This window comes from Variovorax sp. FW305-3-2-15-B-LB1, from assembly GCF_058787635.1.
Map to the genome: position 1 here is coordinate 1 of NZ_JBYSZY010000003.1, position 22,366 is coordinate 22,366.

Below are 22,366 nucleotides of genomic sequence, written 5' to 3' on the forward strand. Positions count from 1 at the left end.
TGAAGCCTTCAGGCTCACAAAGCGGGTGGGTCAGTATTCAATGGAAATCTCGGGTCAGAGATCGATGGAATCCAACAATGTCAACACAGGTCGACCCGAGCCCAATGCCCTTCCGGCCTTCGCACTTCGCCCAGCCCTTCATTTCAGGCCTGGGCGAAGTTGCCCTGAGCCGAATCAGCTCAGCGTGCTCCCATCCGGCAGCTTCGCAATCACCTTGATCTCGAACTGAAAGCCATACAGCCACGTCACGCCGATCCCGGTCAGCGTCGGGTGCGGCGCTTCGCCCCAGTACTCGGGCACCAGCTTCCAGATCGTTTCGAAGTTCGATTCCGGATCGACGATGAAGACCGTCACGTCGACCACGTCGTCGAAGGTGCAGCCCGCGGCTTTCAGGATGGCGTTCAGGTTGTCGAACGCGCGCCGCACCTGCGCCTCCAGTTCAGGCTCCGGCGAACCGTCTTCGCGGCTGCCGACCTGCCCCGACACGAACAGGAAGCCGTTGGAGCGAACGGCCGGCGAATAGCGGTTGCGTTCGTAGAGCGCCTGGCGCCCAGGTGGAAAAACGACGTCGCGTGAGGCCATGGGGTGCTTTCTTTCTGCGGTGAGTGAGGACGACGCAGGGACTTTAGGAAGCCACGCGCCATCGATAAACGGGCAAAGCCAACAATCACTGTTTGCAGATCCCAAACAATCACGGCACACGCTGCACAGGAGCCTTTCCATGGACCGTTTCGATGCAATGCAGGCCTTCACCCGCGTGGTGGAAGCCGGCAGCTTCACCAAGGCCGCCGACACGCTGCACATGAGCAAGACCAGCGTGACCCAGCTCGTGCAGCAGTTGGAGGCGCGGCTGCGTGTGAAGCTGCTCCATCGCACGACGCGCAAGGTGAACGTCACGGCCGATGGCGCGGCGTACTACGAGCGTGCGGTGCGGCTGCTGGCCGACCTGGACGACGCCGAAACCAGCCTGTCGGGCGCGGCCGCCCTGCCCCGCGGCCGCCTTCGCGTGGACGTGCCCAGCCCGCTGGCCCGCATGATCCTGGTGCCCGCGCTGCCGACCTTTCATGCGCGCTACCCCGACATTCAGCTCGACATGGGCGTGAGCGACCGCATGGTCGATGTGATCGGCGAGAACGTCGATTGCGTCGTGCGCGGCGGCGAGCTCACAGACCCCTCGCTCATGGCCCGCCGCGTGGGCGACCTGGAGCTCGGGGTTTATGCGGCGCCGAGTTACCTCGAACTGGCAGGCACGCCCGCGCACCCGCGCGAGCTGGAAGACACGCACCACCGCATCGTCGGCTTCCTGTGGTCGCGCCACGGCAAGACCTTTCCGTACGCCATGCGCCGGGGCGGCGAGCGCGTCGACGTGCAGGGCCGCTACGTGCTTTCGGTCGACGATGGCAACGCCTACCTCACGGCCGGGCTGGCGGGCCTGGGCATCCTCTGGCTGCCGGACTACATGGCCGCGCCGCACCGGGCGCGCGGCGAACTGGTGCCGCTGTTCGAAGACTGGCAGCTCGATCCGATGCCGCTGTACGTGGCGTTCGCGCCGAACCGGCATGTGAGCGCCAAGCTGCGCGCGTTCATCGAGTGGGTCGCCGGGCTGATGGCGCAGCATGCGCCGGTCATCGTTCGCCCGGGTCCGTCGGATTCACTCTGACGCAGCCTCTGCTTCCTGCAACGCGCGCCACATCACCTTGCCGCTGCCGCTCTTGGGCAGCGCGTCGACGAACTGCACCACGCGCGGCGCCTTGTACGCCGCCATGTTCGCGGCGCACCAGTCGATGATGTCCTGCGCGCTCACCGGCGCTTGCGCAGGCTTGAGCACCACCAGCGCCTTGACCGATTCGCCGCGGTAGGCGTTGCGGGTCGCGATCACGCAGGCCTCCTGGATGGCCGGGTGGCGGAACATCAGCGCTTCCACCTCAGCCGGCCAGACCTTGAAGCCGCTCGCGTTGATCATCCGCTTGAGCCGGTCGGTGACGAAGAAGTAGCCCTCCCCGTCCACATGCCCCATGTCGCCGGAGCGGAAGAAGCGCTTGCCGTCGATCTCGACGAAGGCGGCCTCGGTGTCCGCCGGGCGTTTCCAGTAGCCCGCGAAGACCTGCGGCCCGTGGATCACGATCTCGCCCTGCGCTCCCGGCGCGACCTCGCGGCCCGTGTCGGGGTCGATCACGCGCGCGTCGGTGCTCATGAACGGGATGCCCAGGCACTGCAGCTTCGGCGCGTCGGGCGGGTTGTAGTGCGAGGGCGCGGCAGTTTCCGTGAGGCCGTAGGCCTCGACATAGCGCAGGCCGTACTGCTCGAACAGCCGCTGCGCCACCGCCTGCGGCATTGCCGCCCCGCCGCCGCCGATGGCGACCAGGCTCGACAGGTCGAAGCGCGCCACGTTCGGACTGGCCAAGAGGTCGATGACCATGGTCGGGATGTTGGCCCAGTGCGTGACCTGGTGCGTGGCGATCAGCCGGCCGGCCAGTTCGCGGTCCCAGCGCGGCATCAGCACGGCCGTGGCGCCCACCTGCATCGCCGCGTGCATGACGCCGACCATGCCGGTGATGTGGAACATCGGCACGGCCACGAGGTGGATGCTCTGCGGCGTCACGTTGCCCCAGGCGTTGATGGCCATCGCGTTGTGCATCGCGTTCGCGTGGCTGAGCATGCAGCCCTTGGGCTGGCCGGTCGTGCCGCTGGTGTAAGGCAACAGGGCCAGTGCGTCCGCATCGGCGCTGGCCACGGGCGGCGCGGCTTCGCAGGCCAGGCAGTCGGACCACGCATGCACCGCGCCACCGGCCAGCGTCGGCAGTTCGCGGCGCGGCAACAGCCATGGTGCCCAGGCTGCCGGCATGTCCTGCTCCGACAGCGCGGCCGGGTCGAAGGCATCGGTGAACTGCGTCACGACGAGGTGGCGCAACTGCTGTGCCTGCGGCAAGGCATCGCTGGCTTTCGCGAGTTCGACCGCGAGGTCCGCCGTCGCAATCGCCACCTGCGCATCGGGATCGACGATGAAATGCTTGAGCTCCTCGGCGTGGTTCATCGGGTTGACCGGCACCACCACGGCATCGGCGCGCAGGATCGCGAAATGCGCGATCACCAGTTGCGGGCAGTTCTGCATCACCAGCAGCACGCGGTCGCCGGAGCGCACGCCCAGCGGATGCAGGCCGGCCGACAGGCGCCCGACGGCGGCCCACAGCTGCGCATAGCTCATCGTGCGGCCCATGAAGATGAGCGCCGCCTTGTCGGGAAAGCGACGGGCATTGACCGCAAGGTTGTCCCACAGCGGCGTGCGCGCCGCGTGCAAGGTGCGAGGCAGGCGTCGGGGCCAGAACGTGTGATGCGGGCGGGTGTGCATGGCGTGCTCCTGATGGGTGATAACCGTCGGTCGATGGGGCGTGGCTGCGCCCTGCCCGCTTCCGGCGTGCCGGAGGCGGGAGCGATGTTCGAGAACGAGACGGCTACGGCTGGCCGGGCGCGATGCCCGCGCGCGCAAAGGCGGCCTGCGACTGGGCACCGTTCATGTAGACGTCCTTGCGCGTCACCTCGCCGGCGTCGTTGACGTCGACCACGTCGAGCATCTCGACGCGCGCGGTGAAGGGCTGCCCTGCCGTGTCCTTCAGCGGCAGCACCATCACCCACTCCAGCACCCAGTGCCGCGCGCCGAACAGGCTGCGCCGCAGCTCGAAACTGAAGGGATAGCGGGCGAACACGCCGACGCAGTACTGGCGCAGCGCCTCGCGCCCGCGCACCGGCGCGGAACCGTCGTGCAGCCAGTAGGTCGTGTCTTCGGAATGCAGCGACGCGATGCGGTCGGGGTCGCGTGTTTCCCATCCGACGTGGTAGCGCGCGAACAACGCTTCGGTCCCCAGGGCGGGGTCGGCGGGATCGGTCTTGCCAGGAAACGCCATGTCTGTCTCCATCGGATGCGATGGAGAAAATTTACCGACTCAAAGTCGGTTTGTCAATCCGGGTAGGAATCCGACCCGTGTTGCTGCAGCCCGCACAGCATGGTCTCGAGCAACCGGCAGTGCAGCTGCACGGCGGCCACCGGGTCTTGCGCCGCCCCACAGGCCAGTGCGGCTTCGGCCACCGCGCCGGCGATGAGCCGCGTGGCGGCCTCGATCTCTTCGGGTGGCGTGCCCGCCGGCATGATGGCCACCAGCCCGGTGCGGATCGAGTCCATGAAGTGGCGATCGTCGATGCCGCGCCAGCGCTCCCAGCCGAGCACCACGGGCCCGTCGACCAGGATCAGCTGGCGCAGGCCTTCCTGCGTGGCCGCTTCGAGGTAGATGCGCAGGTTGGTCGCGATGGTGTGGGGCGAGCGATGCCCTTCGATGCGCTGGATGCGCGTGCCGAGTTCCGCCGCCAGCTCAGCCTGCACCGCATCGAGCACCGCCTCGAAGACGTCGTGCTTGGCGCGAAAGTGGTGATACAGGCCGCCCTTGGCGATCCCCGCGCCGGCCGCGATGTCGTCGATGCTGACGGCCGCGAACCCCCGCTCGATGAACAGCTGTCGCGCCGAGGCGAGGATGGCCCCGACGGTGGTTGCGCTGCGCTTGGCCTGCTGGACCATGTGCGTCTTTCTCCTCGATGGCTGCTGCGCCACGTGAACACGCGGGCAGTATGGCATGCAGCATCGGCCCGGCAGGCTCGGGCGCAGCGCTGTCTCCGGCTCAACCCGCCGGCTGCGCCACCTTGCTCCACGCCTCGTACAAGTCCTCATCGGCCTCATCGCGCACCGGCAGCGAATGCAGCTTCATCTCGCGCTGCTCCAGCGGCCGGGCGATCTCGACGTAGCCGCGCGCGGCCGACAGGTCGAAGGGCTCGCCGTCTTCGTTCGAGTAGGCGTAGAAGACCTCCTTCACGCCCGACAGGTACATCGCCGTCAGGCACATCGAGCACGGGTAGCCGCTGGCGTACACGGTGCAGCCCGACAGGTCGGTGCTCTTCAGGGCTTTGGCCGCAGCGCGCACGGCCTGCATCTCGGCGTGGGCCGAGGGGTCGCACAGGGCGTCCACTTCGTTGACGGCGGTGGCGATGACCTTGCCGTCGCGCGCGATCACGGCGCCGAAGGGCCAGGTCTTGCGCTCGCGGATGTTGCCCATGGCGAGGCGGATGGAGTCGAGCAGGTACGCGCCTGCGTGGGGGTCATGGGATGTGGTCATTCAGGAAAAGCTCCCGCGGTCAGCTGCCGCGATAGGTGGAAAAAAACCAGGGGGCGCACAGCATCGGCACGTGGTAGTGCTGCGCGGCGTCGGCGATGGCGAAGCGCACGGGCACCACGTCGGACAGCGCATCGGCCGCCTTGAAGTGGTCCCCGACGTGGAACTGCAGTTCGAACTGTCCGGTGCGCGCCGAGGCGGCGGCCAGCATGGGCGCGTCGGTGCGGCCGTCGGCGTTGGTGCGCGTGCTGTTCAGGCGCGTCGGCGGCGTGGTCGCCACGTCGTAGAGGTCGACCTTCAACCCGACGAGCGGGCGGCCGGTGGTGATGTCGAGCACGTGGGTGGTGATGCCGGTCATGAGAACAAAACTCCTTGCGGACGAAGGGAACGAACGGGGCCTGCTTGGTCAGCTGCCGCGCGAGTAGGTGTAGCTCCACGGGCCGAACTGGATCGGCAGGTGGATGCGCTCGGCCACGTTGGCCACGCGGATGCGCACCGGCAGCTTCGACAGGAACGGCGGCGTGGGCAGGCGCGACTGCTTGCGCGCAAAGTACTCGTCCACGTGCAGCAGCAGCTCGTAGTCGCCGGCGCGGTAGCTGTCGCCGATCAAGAGCGGCTCGTCGGCGCGACCGTTGCCGTTCATGGTCACGGTGCGCAGCAGCTTGAAGCCGTCGCCCTCGCGCACCGAGAGATCGATGCGCAGGCCGGTCGCCGCGGCGCCGTGGAAGGTGTCGAGCGCATGCACGGTCAGGCGCGGGCTCACGCCGTGCAGCACGATCGGGCCGCTGGCCTGGGCCGGGCCGGCGGGTGCGGCCGTTTGCGCAACAGCACCGTGCGGCGCCAGGGCTGCAGCGCCGAGCGCGAGGCCCGACAGCGCGAAGCGACGGCGTGCGGGCAGGGAAATTTCTTTCTCAGGCATGGACCGCTCCTTGGGAGATGGACGCACCCAGCAGCGTGTCGATGCGACCGCGGGTGATGAGGCCGATCTGCGCCAGCGCCGCGCGGCGCTCGGCTTCGGTGGACTCGGCGGCGCGGCTGCGCAGCGCCTCGAAGATCTGGCCCTTGGTGCTGCGCCGCACCGCGATGATGAAAGGAAAGCCGTGCCGCTCGCGGTACACGCGGTTCAGCCGCTGGATCTCGGCCATCTCTTCGCGGCTCAGGGCATTCAGGCCTGCACTGCCCTGCTCGCCGACAGACTCGGCGGTCATCGTGCCGGACTGGGCTTCGCGGCCCGCCAGCTCGGGGTGGCCGCAGAGGAACGCCAGCTGCTGGGCGTCGGGTGCGCGGCGCACCACGTCGAGCATGGCTTCGTGCAACGCGTCGATGGTGGCGAAGGGCCGCAGCGACCAGGCCGAGCGCGCGACCCAGGGCGAGTTCTCGAAAGTCGGCCCGAGTGCGGCGACGAACGCGTCGCAGTCCATGGCGTTGAGCGCCTGGAGATCGAAACGATGGGCGTGGGAAGGCATGGAGAGCATCTCCTTTGTATTCAGACAGGCGGACGAAGGGGTGAAAGGAATCAGCGCGCGGGCGTCTTGTGCAGGCGCGGCACGAACAGCAGGATCAGCAAGGTGGCGCAGATCTCGACCGCCGCGACCACATACAGGCCCGGCGCCAGGCTGCCGGTGGCGGTCTTGATGAGGCCCAGCATCCACGGCGCGCCGAAGCCCGCGAGGTTGGCGATCGAGTTGATCAGCGCCACGCCGCCGGCGGCTGCGGTGCCGGCCAGGAAGCGGTTGGGCATCTGCCAGAACACGGGGATGGCGCTCATGGTGCCGACGATGGCCAGCGTGAGACCGGCCAGCACCAGGGCCGGGCTCTGGCGCAGGAACAGCGCCACCACCAGCAAGGCACCCGAACCCAGCGCCGCGGCCAGCGCGCAGTGGTAGCGCGACTCCTGGTGGCGGTCGGAGTGGAAGCCGTTCCAGATCATCCCGGCCGCGCCGCACAGGTAGGCGCCGGCCATGATCCAGCCCACGGTCAGCGGGTTGGTGAAGCCGATCTCTTTCACCAGCGTCGGGCCGTAGAAGGTGAGCGACGAGTTCGCCGCAATGATGCAGAAGAAGATCAGGATCAGCAGCCAGAACTTGCCGTTCTTCAGCGAGGCCAGCATGCTGTGCTCGCGGTGGCCCAGCGTCTTGCGGTCGCGTTCCAGGTCGTCGTGCACCAGCTGGCGTTCACGCGCCGTGAGCCAGTGGGCCTGCTCGGGCCGGTCGGTCAGGTAGAAGTAGGTGGCGATGCCGGCCAGCACCGAGGGAATGCCCTCGAGCAGCAGCACCCACTGCCAGCCGGCCCAGCCGTTCACGCCATGCATGTTGTTCATGATGGTGCCGGCCAGCGGCCCGCCGATCACGCCCGCGAAGGCCGAGGCCGACATGAACATGCCGAAGGCCTTGGCGCGCCGGCTGTCGGGGAACCAGTAGGTCAGGTACAGGATGATGCCGGGGTAGAAGCCCGCCTCGAACACGCCCAGCAGGAAGCGCAGCAGGTAGAACATCTCGGTGCTCTTCACGAACATCGTGGCGATCGAGGTCAGGCCCCAGCCGATCGTGATGCGCATGATGGTCTTCTTGGCGCCGATCTTCTGCAGCAGCAGGTTGCTGGGCACCTCGAAGAAGAAGTAGCCCAGGAAGAAGATCCCCGCGCCCAGCCCGTAGGCCGCCTCGCTCCACTTCAGGTCGTCCAGCATCGTCAGCTTGATGAAGCCGATGTTGACCCGGTCGATCCAGGCCAGCACCCACAGCAGCATCAGGAAGGGAATCAGGCGAAAGATGATCTTGCGGTAGATGCCGTCCAGTTCCGCCGTGGCGGTGTGTTCCCGGACTGGCGCCATCGTGGCGTCCATGCTCATGGTTGTCTCCATTTCTAGGTGTGGACGGGACGCGCCGCCTGGGACCTTCTGTGGGTCCGCTTGCGGCTGCCGTTCCCGCTGGTGGCGAACTGTAGGCAGATATCGCGGCCCCGGATCACGCTCTCTAGAATGTGCGGCATAACGGTTTGCCATGATGGTCTTGCCGCCGGCAACGCCCTCAGAGGCCCTTTTCTCCGCCATGTCACGCTCCCACGCTCCCGTCGACACCTACCTGCTGCGCGTGCTGGTCGCCCTGGTGGCCGAACGCAGCGTCTCCCGGGTGGCGGTGCGAATGAACCAGACCCAGCCCGCCATCAGCACCGCCCTGCGCCGGCTGCGCGAGGTGTTCGCCGACCCCATCCTGGTGCGCGAGCGCAGCGGCATGGTGCCGACCGAGCGGGCGCTGCAGCTGCGCGACCGCGCACGCGGCGCGCTGCTCGAAATCGACCGCATGCTCTCGGGCCCCGAGCAGTTCGAGCCTGCTTCGAGCGCGATGACCTTCCACCTCGCGCTGCCCGACTACCTGGCGATGAGCTTCCTGGCCGACGTGACGACGCGGTTTCGCGCCGAGGCGCCGCATGCGCGGCTGGTGGTGCACCCGCTGAGCGTCACCTACGACTACGAGCGCGCGCTGGCGCAGGGCGAGCTCGACATCGTCATCGGCAACTGGCCGCAGCCGCCCGACCGGCTGCACCTGTCGCTGCTGCTCGAGGACGACCTGATGTGCCTCATGGGCAAGAACAACCCGCTGGCCGCCAAGGGCGCGATGACGATGGAGCGCTACATCGCCGCGCGCCACGTGGTGCCCACGCCGTATGCGGCGTCGCAGCGCGGCGTGGTCGAGACGCACCTGGCCACCTTGCGCCAGACGCGCGAGGCCTGCATTGCCGTGCCCTACTTCACCGTGGCGCCGCACCTGCTGGTGGGCACCGACCTGGTCTTCACCACCGCGCGCCATTTCGCGATGCAGTTCGTGCACACGCTGCCGCTGGTGGCGGTGCCCGCGCCGCAGGGCTTTCCGCGCATGCGCTTCTACCAGCTGTGGCACGACCGCTCGCAGCACGAGCCGGCGCACCGCTGGCTGCGCGGCATCCTGGCGGCGGTGGCGTCGGGGCTGGCGCGGCCCGATGCGGCGGAAGTTACCGCACCCGCAAGCGCCTAGGCTGACTGCCTTTCGCTCAGGCGGCCGAACCCGGCGCAGCGGCTGCGCTCCCCCACGCGCGTTCCCCTGCCCTTCGGACGGGTTCCCGCTGCCGGCGCCTGTTCTCTTCCGGCGCGCTGGCCGTGGTGCTCAGCCGGTAGCCCTGCCCCGGAACGGCCTGCAGCTCCAGCCCATGGCGTCCGGCGCCAAGGCCGAGCTTGCGGCGCAGGCCGCACACGTTCGTGGAGAGCACCCCGGAGCCGCTGCGATGGCCGCTGTCCCAGACCAGCGCGCGCAGCGCGTGGTGGGTCAGGACCTGATCGACGTTCCTGAACAGCACGATGGCCAGGTCGAACTCATTGGGCGTCAATTCGACCCGGATGCCGGCCACCTGCGCGCTGTCCGCGGACAGGTCGAAGCGGAACGCACCCCATTCGACGAACTGGCCCGCCACCCGTGCCCGGTGCCACTGCAGGAAGCACCGCATCAGGAGGTACGCCTCTTCGAACGAAGACGGTGTCACCTCCACGTGGTCGGATTCGCGCGCATGCAGGACCGCCAGCTCGCGCAGACCGCGCTTGCCGCCGCTCAGGACCAGGGGGCACTCCGGGCCCACCTGTTCCCGCACCTGGGCGATCAGTGCGCCCGCGGCGCCGGCGTCCACCGGGCAGGCCACGACCACGGCGTCGAAGCGAAGGTGGAGGTAGCGGCACGCCTGCATCAACTCCAGTGCGCTGGTGAAGACCAGCGGCCAATGGCCGAGCCTGCGGATGGCCCGCCCCATCTGCTGTCGGGGCCGGAGTTCCGGGTCGATCACCGCAATGGTGGCGCACACGGGCTCATCCCACAGGATGGGCAGCCGCAGCGTGGAGGGAATGGCGGTGTGGACTGTGCAATGGCTCTGCTTCAAGGGTCGCTCCAGAGGTAGATGGATCGGATGTCGAATCGCCTTGTGGGCGAACCGAATGGGTGGCCTGTGCGCCGGATGACGGGCTAACGGCTCAGAACTTCGAAACGCCCCGCGCCTTCCCAGGTGCTTTCGGCCGCGACGCGCGTGGCAGCGGTTCCCACGAAGGGCTCGATCTCGAGCTGGACCGTCAGGCGTTGGCCCTGGGCCAGGCCTCCGCCGTCCATGGGCGACAACCGGTCGCCGGGCCGAAGGAGCGATGAAGGGGTCTGGCCTGGTGCGTCCGCCTGCGATGCGGCCAGGCGAACCGGCTTGCCATCGAGCTGCGCCTGCACGATCCGCAGGGTGAAGCGACCGTTCCCGGCGAACCGGAACCCCGTGTCGTCCGCCGCCGCGCCCTGGAACGACAGCGCCATCGCCGTGCGTTCGGCGCACACCGCCGTGAGCGTCACGAGGCGCTTGCCCAGCGAGGCGCGGGCGGGGTCGGGCTGGCGCTCCAGCAGCTGTGCGCGGGTCATCCGTCCGTAGTCGACGAGCGACTCGCTCAGTTGCGTGTCGCAGCGTGCCGAGGCTTGTGCATGCGCCGGTGTGGCTGCCAGCGCGACAAGTGCCATGCCGAACGTCGCGCCCATTCGGCGCAGGCTTTTCATCGTGATCATTGGTGTGCTCCCATGGCCGTGCAGGTGGCATCGGCCGATTCAAAGTAGGCGGAGGCGTCTGGCTTTTCCGGCAGCGAAAACGCGAGCCTGCAGCTGTCGCCGTTCGACAGCGTGACCCGCAGGTCCGCGCCGTCCCGCACGTCGGGCAGAAAGACCTGCCCGCCGTCGACGACCGAGGTGACGTACTGGTTGTCGCCATCGACCACCGCCCCACCCTTCTCGAGCGCCTGCCCCGCGGGACCGACGGCTTTCAGCAGCACCCGGCGGGCGTTAACCACGCCGAAGCGGATGTAGTTCACCGATCCGCGGCCCGCATCGAGCTCCTGGTAGCCGTTCACCAAGTCGACGTTGCGAGGCAGCGATCGGGTCGCGACCTCCAGCCGGCTCGTGTGGTACGGGAACAGCTGCGGGGCCACCGCGCGACCCCACGCATCGGTCCATACCGGGCCTTGCGGCGTGCCGATCCGGACGCCGGACACGCCCCCCACCGAGACGATGCCGAAGGTGTCCTGCACGGGGTACGGCGAGAACGTGACGCCGTCCTTGTGGGCGACGATGCCGCCTTGCAGTTGCCCGCTGTAGGTGGTGCTCGATCCGTTGCGCGAGAAGCCCACGTTGACCTGCGTGTAGCGCGGCAGCAGGCTCAGGCGCCCTGCGAAGTCGTTGCGCCCGTCGCGGCTGTCCCGCTCGGCCGAGACCTGGTAGCTCGTGGTGTCGTTGATGCGCTCGTTGAGCGTGACGCCGGCGCGGGTCCGGTCGTCGTAGCGGTTGACGTACGTCTTCACCGTCTTCGAGCCCAGCGGAATGCTCACGGTGACATAGGCCGCATGCCGGTTGTCGAAGCGCCCGAGGTCGCCCGTGCTGCGTTCCACGTTGAGCGACACCGTGGCGTGCGCGAACGACTTCACCCACGAGCCGATCACGCGCTGGATGTGGCGTCCGTCGAAGGTCGAGGAGGCCGAATAGGCCAGCCGGAAACCGCCAAGGCTCGCGTGGGTCCAGCCGACCGAGCCCGTGTACTGGCCCTTGTAGCGCTGGCGCGTCCAGGCGGTGTCGAACAGGTCCGGGTTCACCGTGTCCGCCAGATCGCGAAAGCCCCGGGTCTGTTGCGTGGCGCTCATCGACGCGGACAAGGCGGGCGAGATCACGCTGCTCAGCGACGCGTTGACCTGCGTGCCGCGCACGCCCTCCCCTGTTGCGTTGGACGCGGCCTGTCGAAACCCCGCCATCGTGCCCGGCACCACCATGCGATTCACGGCCCATGCGGCGGCCTGGTAGCGCGTGGCCGCCATGGCGCCCGCCGTCAGGTGCGTGCGCTTGTCCAGGGCCCAGGTGCCGGTGCCTGTCGCCACCCAGGGCTTGTCCTGCCGGTCGCCGTGGCCATACGGGCGGTAGCGGCCGACCGCGAACGAGTAGCCCGCCGTCGTGCGAAGCGCGGTCGCGCCCAGGGCGGCGGCGGGCACGGTGAACGGCCGGCGCGAGCCGTCGGCCTCGATGACCGTGACTTCCAGGTCGCTCGCGCCGCTGAGCAGCGGCAGGCCTGTCAGCGAAAACGGCCCCGGTGGGACGACCGTCGAGTAGATGAGCGCGTGGTTCTGCCGCACCTCGACGCGGGCCTGCGTGTGGGCGATGCCTTCGACCACGGCGCCGTTGTCGCGTGCGTCCGCGCGCAGGGCCTCCTCCGGGACGATCTGCACGCCCAGGATCGGATCGCCCGGGAAGATCGAGCTGGCGATGGTGATCTGGCCGCCCTGCACCGTGGCGCCCAGGCCGGTCAGCGTCTTCTGGCCGTAGGCATACAGGTGCTGGAGCTTCTCCTTGCCGTTGTTCGAGGTGTAGCTCTGGCGGCTGCGGAAGATCCAGTCGCCGACGTTCAGGCCGGCCTCGGTCCCCAGCGAATGGAAGCTGCTGGTGCCGCCGGCATGGCGGCTGTCCATCGTCAGCAGGTCGTAGTTCAGCAGGCCGGCGACGCCGCCGCTGCTGAAGGTGTCGGCCCGCTCGCGGGCCCGGAACGCATCGGTCGGCACGATGAGGCGGACCTCGTCCCTGCCGGGGCGCAGCTCGACGATCGTGCTGGGGAACTGGCGCTGGAATTCATCGCAGGCCGTGGCGCCCGCAGCTGCGTCTCCCGCCCCGCGGCCCGTGACGAGGCCGGCCTTGTCCCGCAGCGTCTCGTCGAAGCACAGGCGGCCGTCCCCATCGAAGGTGGCGGGCACCAGCCCGCGCCGCTCGCCGTTGACGAACAGCGTCACCACGCTCGTTCCGGCGCGAAAGCGGGCTTCGTGCCGGAAGTAGTCCGCCAGCTTCGGATCGATGCCGCGCTGCCTGAGCACGTCCAGGTCGAAGCCGGCGCCCTGCTTTTCCTTGATGAACTGCTCGATGACGTCGGCGCGATCCTCGCCGGCCAGGGCAAAGGCCGACGGAGAGGCCAACAGCACGCAGAGCATCGCCGGCAGGCCGGCCGAAGTGCCTTTCGCGCGCTCGCCCGTGACGGCCGCCGGGACCACGGTGCGCAAGGACGACTGCCCAGCCATCGTCAGTGCGCCGCGAGCCTGACGTCGTAGCTGGCCACGGTGAAGCCGTACACCGTCGCAGGCACCATCCGCACCGTGGCGGCCCCCTTCGCAGCGGCCGGCAGGGGCACTTCCACCGTCTCGCCGGGCAGCACATGGGGGCGCGGCAAGTCGACCGTCGCGGTCGACGGGAGCAACTGGACCGCGGTGGCCAGGCGCACCACATACGGGCTGTCGTTCACCACGCGCAGCGTGCCGGTCCCGACCGACCACTTCAGTCGCTTCCATGGCTGGTCGTCCTTCGCCAGGCCCTTGGGGTGGATCAGCACCGGCAGGTTCTGGCGCACGTTCATGGTCACGCGCAGGCCCGGTTCCGTGTTCTTCGGCGGGATGCCTTCGAAGATGACGCGCCGCAGGCGCTGCGTCTTCAGCGGCTCCTTGGTCTGCAGCAGAAAACGCACCAGCTGTGTCTCACCCGGCTCGACCCGGGCGACCGGCGGGGTCACGATCAGCAGGGTGTCATCGTCCCCGGGAATGCCCGTCAGCGACGTGAACATGAGCGCCGGCTTGGTGTCCGTGTTCTTGACGTTGATGCTGGCCTCGCCATCGCTCTCGTTGACGATGACGACCGAGGTCTCCGGCAGCATGCCCGCGGCATGCAGCGGCAACGGGGCAAGGCCCACGATCAACGCGGTCGAGACAGACAGTGCGAAAACAAATCTGGCGGGGATGAAGTTCACGGTTCTCTTTCCTGTGGTCGGACGAGCGCGTCCGCCGTCTCGAAAGGGGCACTTTCGAGAAGAATCAAAAATGGGGATGGATCGACGGGCTGTTCGCCAGCCGTGGCACCAGGGGTGGCACCGCGTCGATCCCGAACGGTCCGGACGCGATGCCGAAGGGTCCTCAATGCCGCAGCGGGCTCGAGAACGGGATGTCCTGGAAAGGGTTGCGCCAGGCGCCCTGCCCGGCACCACCCTGTATCGGGCGGAAGGACCGACCGATACAGCCGTGTGGCTTACAGGTAGACGAGTTCGAACGTCGACAGGCCATCCAGCGGGATCGCGTGGGTCAACGGCAGGTTGCTGCTCTTGTCGATGGCGGTCGTCACACGGATATCGGCCGTGACAGACCTGCTGGCAGCCGGCAGATTCGACTGGGTCTTGCTGAATGAAACAAGTTGATTCCCTTCACCCTTCAGGCCCCTCATGCCAAGGAACCCCCAATTGATTCCGCCGTCCTCGCTCGCAAGGGAAAGCGAGAAGCCTCCATCGGAGGTCTGACTCACAACCTGCAACGAATATGCGCCGATGTTCTTGCCATCCGACGCACCCAAGCCGAACTTCTCCTTCTCAGTAAGCCCCGGAACCGTTGCCAGCGAAGTGACCGCGGTCCCTGCGCGTTCGTCGATCACCTTGAAGCCGAACATCGCAGGCGCATCGCAGGTCATGCTCAGCTGGATCGACTTTTGCGCAAGCGTGGTCTGGGCCGTCGGGTTCAGCGAGCTGGCGGGGATCGTGCCGTAGTCGACCACGCCACCGCCTGCAAAGGCGGGCGTGCAAGCGGCAGGAACGATGGTGCCGGTGATCCGCAGTTCGGCGCTTTCGGCGCTCGCCGGGACAGGCGCGATCACCACGGCGGCCGCGCCAGCGATGGCGGCGAGGGTTGCAATTCTCTTCACACGTATTTCCTCAAGAACTTCAAAAAAGTTTCAACGAAGGATTCGTTGAGATCCTCCCCATCCCGAAACGCTGCCCTTGACGGCAGAGGAAGCAGGGATGGAAATGGATCGACGGGCTGTTCGTCAGCCGCTGCTTACAGGTAGACGAGTTCGAACGTCGACAGGCCATCCAGCGGAATCTGCTGGGTCAGCGGCAGGTTGCTGCCCTTGTCGATGGCGGTCACCACACGGATGTCGGCCGTGATGGCGGTGTGGGCGCCTGGCACCGTTCCCGTGGCACTGGCGGCGAACGCAACGAGCGTGCCGCCGTCGCCGGTCATGCCGCCGGCAAAGTCCGACCAGGTGGCGCCGCCGTCCACGCTGTTGATGTGTTTGGTGCTGCCTTGATCGGCCGTCTCTTTCGTGATCTGCAACGAATAGGCGCCGATGTTCTTGCCATCCACAGCGCCCAGTCCGAACTTCGCGTTCGTGGCATACCCCGGGATGGTTTCCAACGCGGCGACCGCCGTCGCAGCGCGTTCGTCGATCACCTTGAAGCCGAACAGTACCGGCGCATCGCAGGTCAGCGTCAGCTGGGTCGACTTGTCCGCGAGCGTGGTCTGGGCCGTCGGGTTCAGCGAGCCGGAGGGAATGTTGCCGTAGTCGACCACGCCGCCGCCTGTGAAAACGGGCGTGCAGGCGGCCGGCACGATGATGCCGGCGATCCGGAGCTCGGCACTGTCGGCGCTCGCCTGACCGGGCACGAACATCACGGCAGCCGCGCAGGTGGCAGCGGCAAGGGTTGCAATTTTCTTCACTGGTATGTCCTCAAGAACTTCAAAAAAGGGTTCAACGAAGGATTCGTCGAAACCCACCCATGGCCTCGAAACGATGCGTTGGACTGCACCGCAACGAACCCAATCCAACCGCCGATGCGTCGGGTTTCGCGTTGCAAGGGCCTTGCGCCTCTTGCAGCGAGCGCCCTTGAAAGTGCGCACGAAAAGCGTGTGAGCGGCGGCGTGTTTTGTTCCGATGAATTGTTCTTTTCGGGTGCTTTTCCCGATATAGAAATACAACGAAAAACCGGGAGGTCGACTTAGGGATCGTTCGAAAATTCGAACCCGGGGCAGCGCGGGCTCGTACGGCGTGCGCTCACGCATCCCCTCGTTGTGATGGTGTCGACGTGGGGGCGAGCCGCCTACGATCCGCCCACTGGGAGGGTCCTCATGGCACACCACCTCGCCGCGCAGCCGCTTCGCCTGATGGTGCTCGACGACCACGCGGTCGTCCGGCATGGCCTGATCGCAAGATTGGCGGACGAGCCCGACCTGTCGGTGGTCGGCAGCCATGCCACCAGCCGCGAACTGCTCGATGCCCTGGCCACCGTGGCGGCGGATGTCGTGCTCGTGGATTTCTCGCTCGGCCCTTCGGACATCGACGGGCTCAACCTCCTGCGGGCACTGAAGGTCCGGCATCCGCGCAGCCGGACGATCGTCATCTCCGCGCACTACAGCGCGGCCACCGTGGCACTGGCGCTGAAGGCCGGCGCGCGCGGCTATGTCGGCAAGAGCCAGGAACTGGACGAGCTCGTGGCGGCCGTGCGCACGGTGAGCAAGGGCCGCATCCACCTGCATCCCGACATGGCGGCGGACATCGCCACCCTTTCCGAGGCCGCGTCGCCCCACACCGACGCCGAGGCGCTCACGAAGCATCCCCAGTTGTCCCCGCGCGAGCGCGAGGTGCTGCGCTGCTGCCTGGAAGGCCTGTCGGTCACGCAGATCGCCGCGAAGTTCTCCCGCAACGTGAACACCATCAGCACGCAGAAACACGCGGCGTTCCGCAAGCTGGGCATCCGCACGGACAACGAGCTGTTCAAGATCCGCCACCAGCTGGACAAGACATGAAGCCCTGGCGCGCTCTCGGGCGAGCGGCCCGGTGGACGATGTGCGGCGCGATGGCCCTCCCCGCCGGCCCTGCCTGGGCGCAGGCGCAGCCCCTCTTCACCGACGAGGAACAGCGCTGGATGAAGGCCAACCCCGTCGTGCGCTATGCCGCCGACACGCGGCTGAGCCCGCTGGAGTCCATCGAGCATGGCCGCTACAAGGGATTGATCGCGGAGTACCTCGACGCGGTCGCCCGCAAGTCGGGCCTGCGCTTCGAGCTGCACGCCACCCCCGACTGGCAGGAAGCCCAGCAGGCCTTCCTCGACGGCAAGGTCGACATGTTCCCGAACGCCAGCGCCCAGCGCACCACGCGCGAGGTCGGCGCCCGGCTGCGCCTGACCGATCCCTTCTTCGTGGCGCAGACGATCATCGTCACGCGCACCGACGCCCCCTTCGTCCTGCACATGAAGGACCTGGACGGCAAGGTGGCGGCCGTGCGCGGCGGAGGCACCTACGCCCATGTGTTCGCCGAGCGCTACCCCGGCGTGCGCGTGCTGCCCACCAGCGAGCCGATGGAAAGCCTCGATGCGGTGATCACCGGCGAGGCCTACGCCGCCATCGGCTCCGACGCGGTGTTTCTTCCCATGATGCGCCGCCGGCATGCGCGCCAGTTGAGCATCTCCGGCACGATCGGCGATCTCCTGTACGTGGCCCAGATGGGCGTTCGCGCCGACCTGCCGCTGCTGCACTCCATCGTGGAGAAGTCGCTCGCCAGCCTCTCGGCGGCGGAGACCGGCCAGATGAACGACCGGTGGCTGGAACAGACCGACTTCGGCGAGCCGTCGCTGCTGTCGATCGTGCGCTACCGCCTGCCGCAACTGTTACTGCTGCTCGGCGGCGTCGTGCTGCTCGGCTGGTTCGCCTGGCGCGCCCGCGTGGCGCAGCGCGCCGCACAGAAGAGCGAGCGCACCAAGTCGAACTTCCTGGCGGTGATGAGCCACGAGATCCGCACGCCCATGAACGCGGTGTTGGCCTCCATCGAGATGCTGGCGCACACGCCGCTGGATGCGCGCCAGACGCGCTTCACGCGCACCGCCTCGGCGGCAGCCGAGGCCCTGCTGTCGCTGCTGGACGATGTGCTCGACCTCTCGAAGCTGGACGCCCGGCGCCTCGCGCTGGAACTGGTGCCCACCGACGTCGACGCGCTGGCGCAGAAGGTGGCGCATGTGGCGCGCGTGAACGCGCAGGACAAGCCACTGGTCATCGCGGTGCGCACGCACAACCCGTCGGGCCGGCAGGTGCTGATCGACCCCACGCGGCTGCGGCAGGTGCTGCTCAACCTGCTGGGCAATGCCGTGAAGTTCACCGAACGCGGGCGCATCGACGTGACGCTGGAGCTTCTGGACGATGGCGACATGAACGGCCTGCTGACGGTCACGGTGAGCGACACCGGCATCGGCATCGCGCCCTCGCAGCAGGCCACCCTCTTCGATGCCTATTCGCAGGCCGACAACTCGACCACGCGGCGATTTGGCGGCACCGGCCTGGGGCTGACCATCTGCAAGGAACTGGTCGAGTTGATGGGCGGCGAGATCCGGTTGACCAGCCGCCTTGGTGCGGGCACCTCGGTCGAGTTCGCCCTGCCGGTGAAGCTTGTGTCGTCCTCACAAGAACCGTCCAGGGTTGCCGCTGCGGCGCATGGCAAACCGTCCGTTGGTCCTGCGGCCACCGTGCTGGTCGTGGAGGACCATCCAGGCAACCAGTTCATCATCGCGGAGCAGTTGCGCATGCTGGGCTACGACGCCCGGATCGAGGCCGACGGCGCGGCGGCACTGGCCGCGCTCGCGCCGCCGCATCCTTTTGCGCTCGTGCTCATGGACTGCCACATGCCCGGGATGAATGGCTACGAGGCGACGCGCCGCATCCGGGAGCGCGAGGCCGGCGCCCCCCATCTGCCCGTGATCGCGATCTCGGCCGCGACCGACTCGGCGCACCTCGACGAATGCATGGAAAGCGGGATGGACGGCGTGCTCAAGAAGCCGCTGCGCCTGGACGAACTGTCGAGCATGCTGCAGCTCTGGCTGGGCGGAGCGCCGTCGTCGCCGCAACGCCCCGACACGGCCTTGCCGCCGCAGTTTCACGAGGCCATGGCGGAAGACCTTGCGGCACTGCGTCGGGCGTTCGCTGCGGCCGATAGCGCGAGCGCGGCGCACCATGCCCACCGGATCAGGGGCGCGGCCTTGATGGTCGACGCTGCGGCCGTGGCAGCCCCCGCCGATGCGTTGGAAGACATCGCCCGCGGCGAAACCGCTTCGGATCACATGCGCGTGGCGGACCTGCTGGACGAACTCCAGCTTGCGCTGTCGGCACAGGCGGCGTCCTGAGCAGACGGCGCCCTACGCCCCCGCCATCCGTTCCTTCATCAGCCGCCGAAGAATCGCCAGCGCCGGCGCCTCGGTGCGCTGGCGCAAGGTCACCAGCCCGAAGCGCGCCGTGCCGCGCATCGGCGGCTCCATCCGCAACTCGACCAGGTCGGGTGCCGACTCGTGCACCGCGAGCAGCACCGTGTCGCTCTGGCGCACCACGTCGGCGATGCTGGGCAGCTCCTCGCACTGCAGGGTCACGCAGTTGGCGGGATGTGCCTGCGGGCCGTAGGTTTCGACCAACCCGCGCGCCACCTCGTCGCTCAGCGGCGTCGAGGCGATCGGGTAGCGCTGCACCGCCTCGAAACTCACGCCCTTGCGCAGCCGCGTGAGCGGATGGCCGCGGCGGCACAGGAAGGCGCCGCGCAGCTCGTACACGTGGGTCAGCACCAGGTCGGGCGCGGGCTTGAGCGCGCGCGCATCGACCACCAGCGCGTCCAGGCTGCGCTCGCGCAGCGCCTGCGCCAGCAGGTCGGTGCTGCCGCGCGCGATCACGGTGCGCACGGCCGGATGGTGCGTCGCCATGTGCAGCAAAAAGGGCGTCATCAGCAGCGCGCCCGGCCCCGAGCCCAGCCCGATGCGCACCGTGCCGCCCTCGCCTTCGCGCATCTGCCGGCCGCGGTCGCGCAGCGCCTCGGCCTCCGACACCAAAAGCCGCGCGCGCTCCAGCACCTCGCGCCCGAAGACCGTGAGTTCGTTGCGCCGACCGATGCGGTCGAACAGCGGCATGCCCAGCTCGTCCTCGAGCGCGCGCACGCTGCGGCTGAGCGCGGGCTGCGTCAGGTGCAGCGCCTGCGCCGACTGGCTGAACGAGCCCGTGTGGGCCAGCGAAATCAGGTGCCTCAGTTGAACCAGCGTCATGGCGAAAACCTCGTTTTCAGGAATGCATTGGACTCATGCTAATGCAGCCAACAATGCATTGGACGTTGCGTCGGGCCGCTTCTAGCATTCCCCTGCATCCGGCCCCACGAGCCGGCACCACCCCAGGAGACATGACTTTGACGACGACTTCGCTCTTCCGATCCGCGCTGCTGCTCGGCTGCGGGCTGATGCTGGCGGCAGCGGGCCCCGCCCGCGCCGACGGCTTTCCCGCCAAGCCCGTGAACCTGATGGTTCCCTACCCGGCCGGCGGCCCCTCGGACGCCACCGCGCGCATCTTCACCGTGCCGCTGGGCAAGGCGCTGGGCCAGCAGGTGGTCGTGGAAAACCTGGGCGGCGTGAGCGGCGCCATGGCCGCGCAGAAGGTGCTGGCCGCGCCGGCCGACGGCTACTACCTCTTCCAGGGTTCGCCCAACGAGATCATCCTTGCGCCGCTGGCCAATGCGGCCGTGAAGCTCAAGGCCGAAGACTTCCGCATGGTGCATCCGGTGGCCGAGGCCGTGATGGTCTTCGTCGCCCGCAAGGACCTGCCGGCCAACAGCGTCGACGAGCTCATTGCGCTAGCGCGCAAGTCGCCCGACAAGCCGCTGTCGTACGGCAGCGTGGGCATCGGCTCGCTCTACCACCTGATCCTCGAGAAGGTGCAGCTGGACACCGGCGTGAAGCTCATGCACGCGCCCTACAAGGGCAATGCGCCGCTGCTGCAGGACATCGGCGGCGGCCAGGTCGACTTTGCCGTGCTGGTGTACAGCGCCGCCATGGGCGCGCTGGCCGACCAGGGCCGGCTGAAGATCCTCGGCCAGCTCGGCGGGCAACGCTCCGAGCTGCTGAAGAACGTGCCCACCGCCAGCGAAGGCAAGGAGCTGAAGAACGTCAACTACAAGACCTGGAGCGGCTTCTTCGTGCGCAAGAACACACCTGAAGACGTGGTGCAGAAGCTGCACCAGGCCGTCGGCGCGGCGCTGAAGGAAACCAGCGTGCGCGAGCAGCTCGCGGCCCAGACGCAGCTGGCCTCGCCGCAGACGACGCTGGCCGAATCGGCGAAGTTCTACGAAGCCGAGACCGCGCGCTACCGCGACATCGCCAAGTCCATCCGACTGGAACCCCAATGAGCACCACCGCCCTCCTGAACGACCTGCACGCCAGCGCCGACACCTTCATCGGCATCCGCCGCGACATCCACCAGCACCCCGAGCTCGGCTTCGACGAGCACCGCACCTCGGCGCTGGTGGCCGAAAAGCTCCAGGCCTGGGGCTACACCGTCGAGCGCCACATCGGCGGCACCGGCGTGGTGGGCCGGCTGGTGCGTGGTAACGGCACGCGCCGCCTCGGCCTGCGCGCCGACATGGACGCCCTGCCCATCGACGAGGCCACGGGCCTGGCTTACGCCAGCGCGCACACGGGCGTGATGCACGCCTGCGGCCACGACGGCCACACGGCGATGCTGCTGGCGGCGGCGCAGCACCTGGCCGAACGCGGGCGCTTCGACGGCACGCTGAACCTGATCTTCCAGCCCGCCGAGGAAGGAGGCGGCGGCGCGGTGCGCATGATCGACGACGGCCTGTTCGAGCGCTACCCCTGCGACGCCATCTTCGCGATGCACAACATGCCCGGCATGGCGCAAGGCCGGCTGGCGATGCGCGAAGGCCCGGCCATGGCCTCGTCCGACTACGCCACGATCACCCTCACCGGCGTGGGCGGCCACGGCGCCATGCCGCACCGCGCGGCCGACCCCATCGTGGCCGCGGCCAGCATCGTGATGGCGCTGCAGAGCGTGGTCTCGCGCAACATCGATCCGCTGCAGATGGCGGTGGTCACCGTGGGCGCCATCCACGCGGGCAAGGCCAACAACGTGATCCCGCAAGGCGCCGTGCTCGAGGTCAGCGTGCGCGCCCTCGACCGCGAGGTGCGCAAAAAGATCGAAACCCGCATCAAGGCGCTGGTGGCCGCGCAGGCCGAGAGCTTCGGCGTGCAGGCACAGATCGACTGGCGGCCCGGCTACGCGGTGCTGGTCAACACGCCCGAAGAAACCGCCTTCGCGCGCACCGTGGCCGAAGAGCTCGTGGGCGCGGCGCAGGTCACCTGGCAGACGCCGCCGCTGCCGGGCAGCGAAGACTTCGCCTTCATGCTGGAGCGCGTGCCCGGCTGCTACCTGCTCATCGGCAATGGCGACGGCGACGCGCACGGCGCCTGCATGGTCCACAACCCGGGCTACGACTTCAATGACAGCAACGTTGCGGTGGGCGGCGCTTACTGGGTGCTGCTGACCGAGCGCTTCCTGCGCGCGGAGGGTTGAGCGC

22 protein-coding genes are annotated in these 22,366 nt (G+C 68.2%); 6 read left to right on the top strand and 16 right to left on the bottom strand.

The window, feature by feature from the left end:
• Positions 1–174: 174 nt before the first annotated feature.
• Entirely contained in the window at positions 175–582 is a 408-nt protein-coding gene (locus tag AC3WQR_RS02680) for a RidA family protein (RefSeq protein ID WP_095745271.1), read from the bottom strand.
• Positions 583–721: 139 nt separating this feature from the next.
• Between AC3WQR_RS02680 and AC3WQR_RS02685 the strand changes: the two genes are divergently transcribed.
• On the top strand, positions 722–1,660 hold the full coding sequence (locus tag AC3WQR_RS02685) for a LysR family transcriptional regulator (protein WP_492741074.1): 939 nt from the start codon (positions 722–724) through the stop codon (positions 1,658–1,660).
• Here AC3WQR_RS02685 and AC3WQR_RS02690 read toward each other — a convergent pair.
• The 8 genes from AC3WQR_RS02690 to AC3WQR_RS02725 form a co-directional block, all read right to left on the bottom strand.
• Positions 1,652–3,349, bottom strand: coding sequence for a long-chain fatty acid--CoA ligase (locus tag AC3WQR_RS02690; protein WP_492741075.1), 1,698 nt, complete (start codon positions 3,347–3,349; stop codon positions 1,652–1,654). The two genes, AC3WQR_RS02685 and AC3WQR_RS02690, sit on opposite strands and share 9 nt — an antisense overlap.
• Before the next feature lie 103 nt (positions 3,350–3,452).
• Complete coding sequence (locus AC3WQR_RS02695; protein ID WP_307638209.1) at positions 3,453–3,902, bottom strand: nuclear transport factor 2 family protein; 450 nt, start codon at positions 3,900–3,902, stop codon at positions 3,453–3,455.
• Positions 3,903–3,955: 53 nt separating this feature from the next.
• The gene (locus AC3WQR_RS02700; RefSeq protein WP_492741076.1) at positions 3,956–4,567 is read right to left on the bottom strand and encodes a TetR/AcrR family transcriptional regulator; all 612 of its coding nucleotides are present in this window, start codon (positions 4,565–4,567) and stop codon (positions 3,956–3,958) included.
• A 100-nt stretch (positions 4,568–4,667) separates the two neighbouring features.
• On the bottom strand, positions 4,668–5,159 hold the full coding sequence (locus tag AC3WQR_RS02705) for a nucleoside deaminase (RefSeq protein WP_492741077.1): 492 nt from the start codon (positions 5,157–5,159) through the stop codon (positions 4,668–4,670).
• Between the two features lie 19 nt (positions 5,160–5,178).
• The gene (gene uraH, locus AC3WQR_RS02710; RefSeq protein WP_062472877.1) at positions 5,179–5,514 is read right to left on the bottom strand and encodes a hydroxyisourate hydrolase; all 336 of its coding nucleotides are present in this window, start codon (positions 5,512–5,514) and stop codon (positions 5,179–5,181) included.
• A gap of 48 nt (positions 5,515–5,562) precedes the next feature.
• Positions 5,563–6,075: a hydroxyisourate hydrolase gene (locus tag AC3WQR_RS02715; protein WP_492741078.1), complete on the bottom strand. Its 513-nt coding sequence runs from the start codon at positions 6,073–6,075 to the stop codon at positions 5,563–5,565.
• The gene (uraD, locus tag AC3WQR_RS02720) at positions 6,068–6,622 is read right to left on the bottom strand and encodes a 2-oxo-4-hydroxy-4-carboxy-5-ureidoimidazoline decarboxylase (RefSeq protein ID WP_492741079.1); all 555 of its coding nucleotides are present in this window, start codon (positions 6,620–6,622) and stop codon (positions 6,068–6,070) included. The genes AC3WQR_RS02715 and uraD overlap by 8 nt, the downstream gene beginning before the upstream one ends.
• A gap of 50 nt (positions 6,623–6,672) precedes the next feature.
• Positions 6,673–8,004: an MFS transporter gene (locus tag AC3WQR_RS02725; RefSeq protein ID WP_370869675.1), complete on the bottom strand. Its 1,332-nt coding sequence runs from the start codon at positions 8,002–8,004 to the stop codon at positions 6,673–6,675.
• Between the two features lie 199 nt (positions 8,005–8,203).
• On the opposite strand from AC3WQR_RS02725, the gene AC3WQR_RS02730 reads away from it, so the two are divergent.
• A complete protein-coding gene (locus tag AC3WQR_RS02730) occupies positions 8,204–9,166 on the top strand; it encodes a LysR family transcriptional regulator (protein WP_159277016.1) in 963 nt (320 codons plus the stop codon).
• A 16-nt stretch (positions 9,167–9,182) separates the two neighbouring features.
• On the opposite strand, the gene AC3WQR_RS02735 is transcribed toward AC3WQR_RS02730, so the two are convergent.
• The 6 genes from AC3WQR_RS02735 to AC3WQR_RS02760 form a co-directional block, all read right to left on the bottom strand.
• A complete protein-coding gene (locus AC3WQR_RS02735) occupies positions 9,183–10,055 on the bottom strand; it encodes a winged helix-turn-helix transcriptional regulator (RefSeq protein ID WP_492741080.1) in 873 nt (290 codons plus the stop codon).
• An 83-nt stretch (positions 10,056–10,138) separates the two neighbouring features.
• The gene (locus AC3WQR_RS02740) at positions 10,139–10,711 is read right to left on the bottom strand and encodes a DUF1120 domain-containing protein (RefSeq protein ID WP_492741081.1); all 573 of its coding nucleotides are present in this window, start codon (positions 10,709–10,711) and stop codon (positions 10,139–10,141) included.
• On the bottom strand, positions 10,708–13,218 hold the full coding sequence (locus AC3WQR_RS02745) for a fimbria/pilus outer membrane usher protein (RefSeq protein WP_492741175.1): 2,511 nt from the start codon (positions 13,216–13,218) through the stop codon (positions 10,708–10,710). Before AC3WQR_RS02745 ends, AC3WQR_RS02740 begins: the two co-directional genes overlap by 4 nt.
• Positions 13,219–13,247: 29 nt before the next feature.
• Positions 13,248–13,964: a fimbria/pilus chaperone family protein gene (locus AC3WQR_RS02750; protein WP_492741082.1), complete on the bottom strand. Its 717-nt coding sequence runs from the start codon at positions 13,962–13,964 to the stop codon at positions 13,248–13,250.
• A gap of 275 nt (positions 13,965–14,239) precedes the next feature.
• Positions 14,240–14,902 carry a DUF1120 domain-containing protein gene (locus AC3WQR_RS02755; protein ID WP_159271852.1) on the bottom strand — a complete coding sequence of 221 codons (663 nt, stop codon included), beginning with the start codon at positions 14,900–14,902 and terminating at the stop codon, positions 14,240–14,242.
• Between the two features lie 134 nt (positions 14,903–15,036).
• Positions 15,037–16,041: a DUF1120 domain-containing protein gene (locus AC3WQR_RS02760; RefSeq protein ID WP_492741083.1), complete on the bottom strand. Its 1,005-nt coding sequence runs from the start codon at positions 16,039–16,041 to the stop codon at positions 15,037–15,039.
• 66 nt (positions 16,042–16,107) lie between these two features.
• Between AC3WQR_RS02760 and AC3WQR_RS02765 the strand changes: the two genes are divergently transcribed.
• Both AC3WQR_RS02765 and AC3WQR_RS02770 read left to right on the top strand, forming a co-directional pair.
• Positions 16,108–16,785 (top strand): response regulator transcription factor, encoded by a 678-nt coding sequence (locus AC3WQR_RS02765; RefSeq protein ID WP_216360057.1) that lies wholly within the window; start codon positions 16,108–16,110, stop codon positions 16,783–16,785.
• Between the two features lie 50 nt (positions 16,786–16,835).
• A complete protein-coding gene (locus tag AC3WQR_RS02770; protein ID WP_492741084.1) occupies positions 16,836–19,148 on the top strand; it encodes an ATP-binding protein in 2,313 nt (770 codons plus the stop codon).
• Positions 19,149–19,160: 12 nt separating this feature from the next.
• Here AC3WQR_RS02770 and AC3WQR_RS02775 read toward each other — a convergent pair whose 3' ends face one another.
• Positions 19,161–20,048, bottom strand: coding sequence for a LysR family transcriptional regulator (locus AC3WQR_RS02775; RefSeq protein WP_095745258.1), 888 nt, complete (start codon positions 20,046–20,048; stop codon positions 19,161–19,163).
• A gap of 131 nt (positions 20,049–20,179) precedes the next feature.
• Here AC3WQR_RS02775 and AC3WQR_RS02780 point away from each other — a divergent pair, with 131 nt between their 5' ends.
• Together AC3WQR_RS02780 and AC3WQR_RS02785 are read left to right on the top strand one after the other, a co-directional pair.
• Positions 20,180–21,178 (top strand): tripartite tricarboxylate transporter substrate binding protein, encoded by a 999-nt coding sequence (locus AC3WQR_RS02780; protein ID WP_062472854.1) that lies wholly within the window; start codon positions 20,180–20,182, stop codon positions 21,176–21,178.
• Positions 21,175–22,362 carry a M20 aminoacylase family protein gene (locus AC3WQR_RS02785; protein ID WP_492741085.1) on the top strand — a complete coding sequence of 396 codons (1,188 nt, stop codon included), beginning with the start codon at positions 21,175–21,177 and terminating at the stop codon, positions 22,360–22,362. Before AC3WQR_RS02780 ends, AC3WQR_RS02785 begins: the two co-directional genes overlap by 4 nt.
• Positions 22,363–22,366 lie beyond the last annotated feature (4 nt).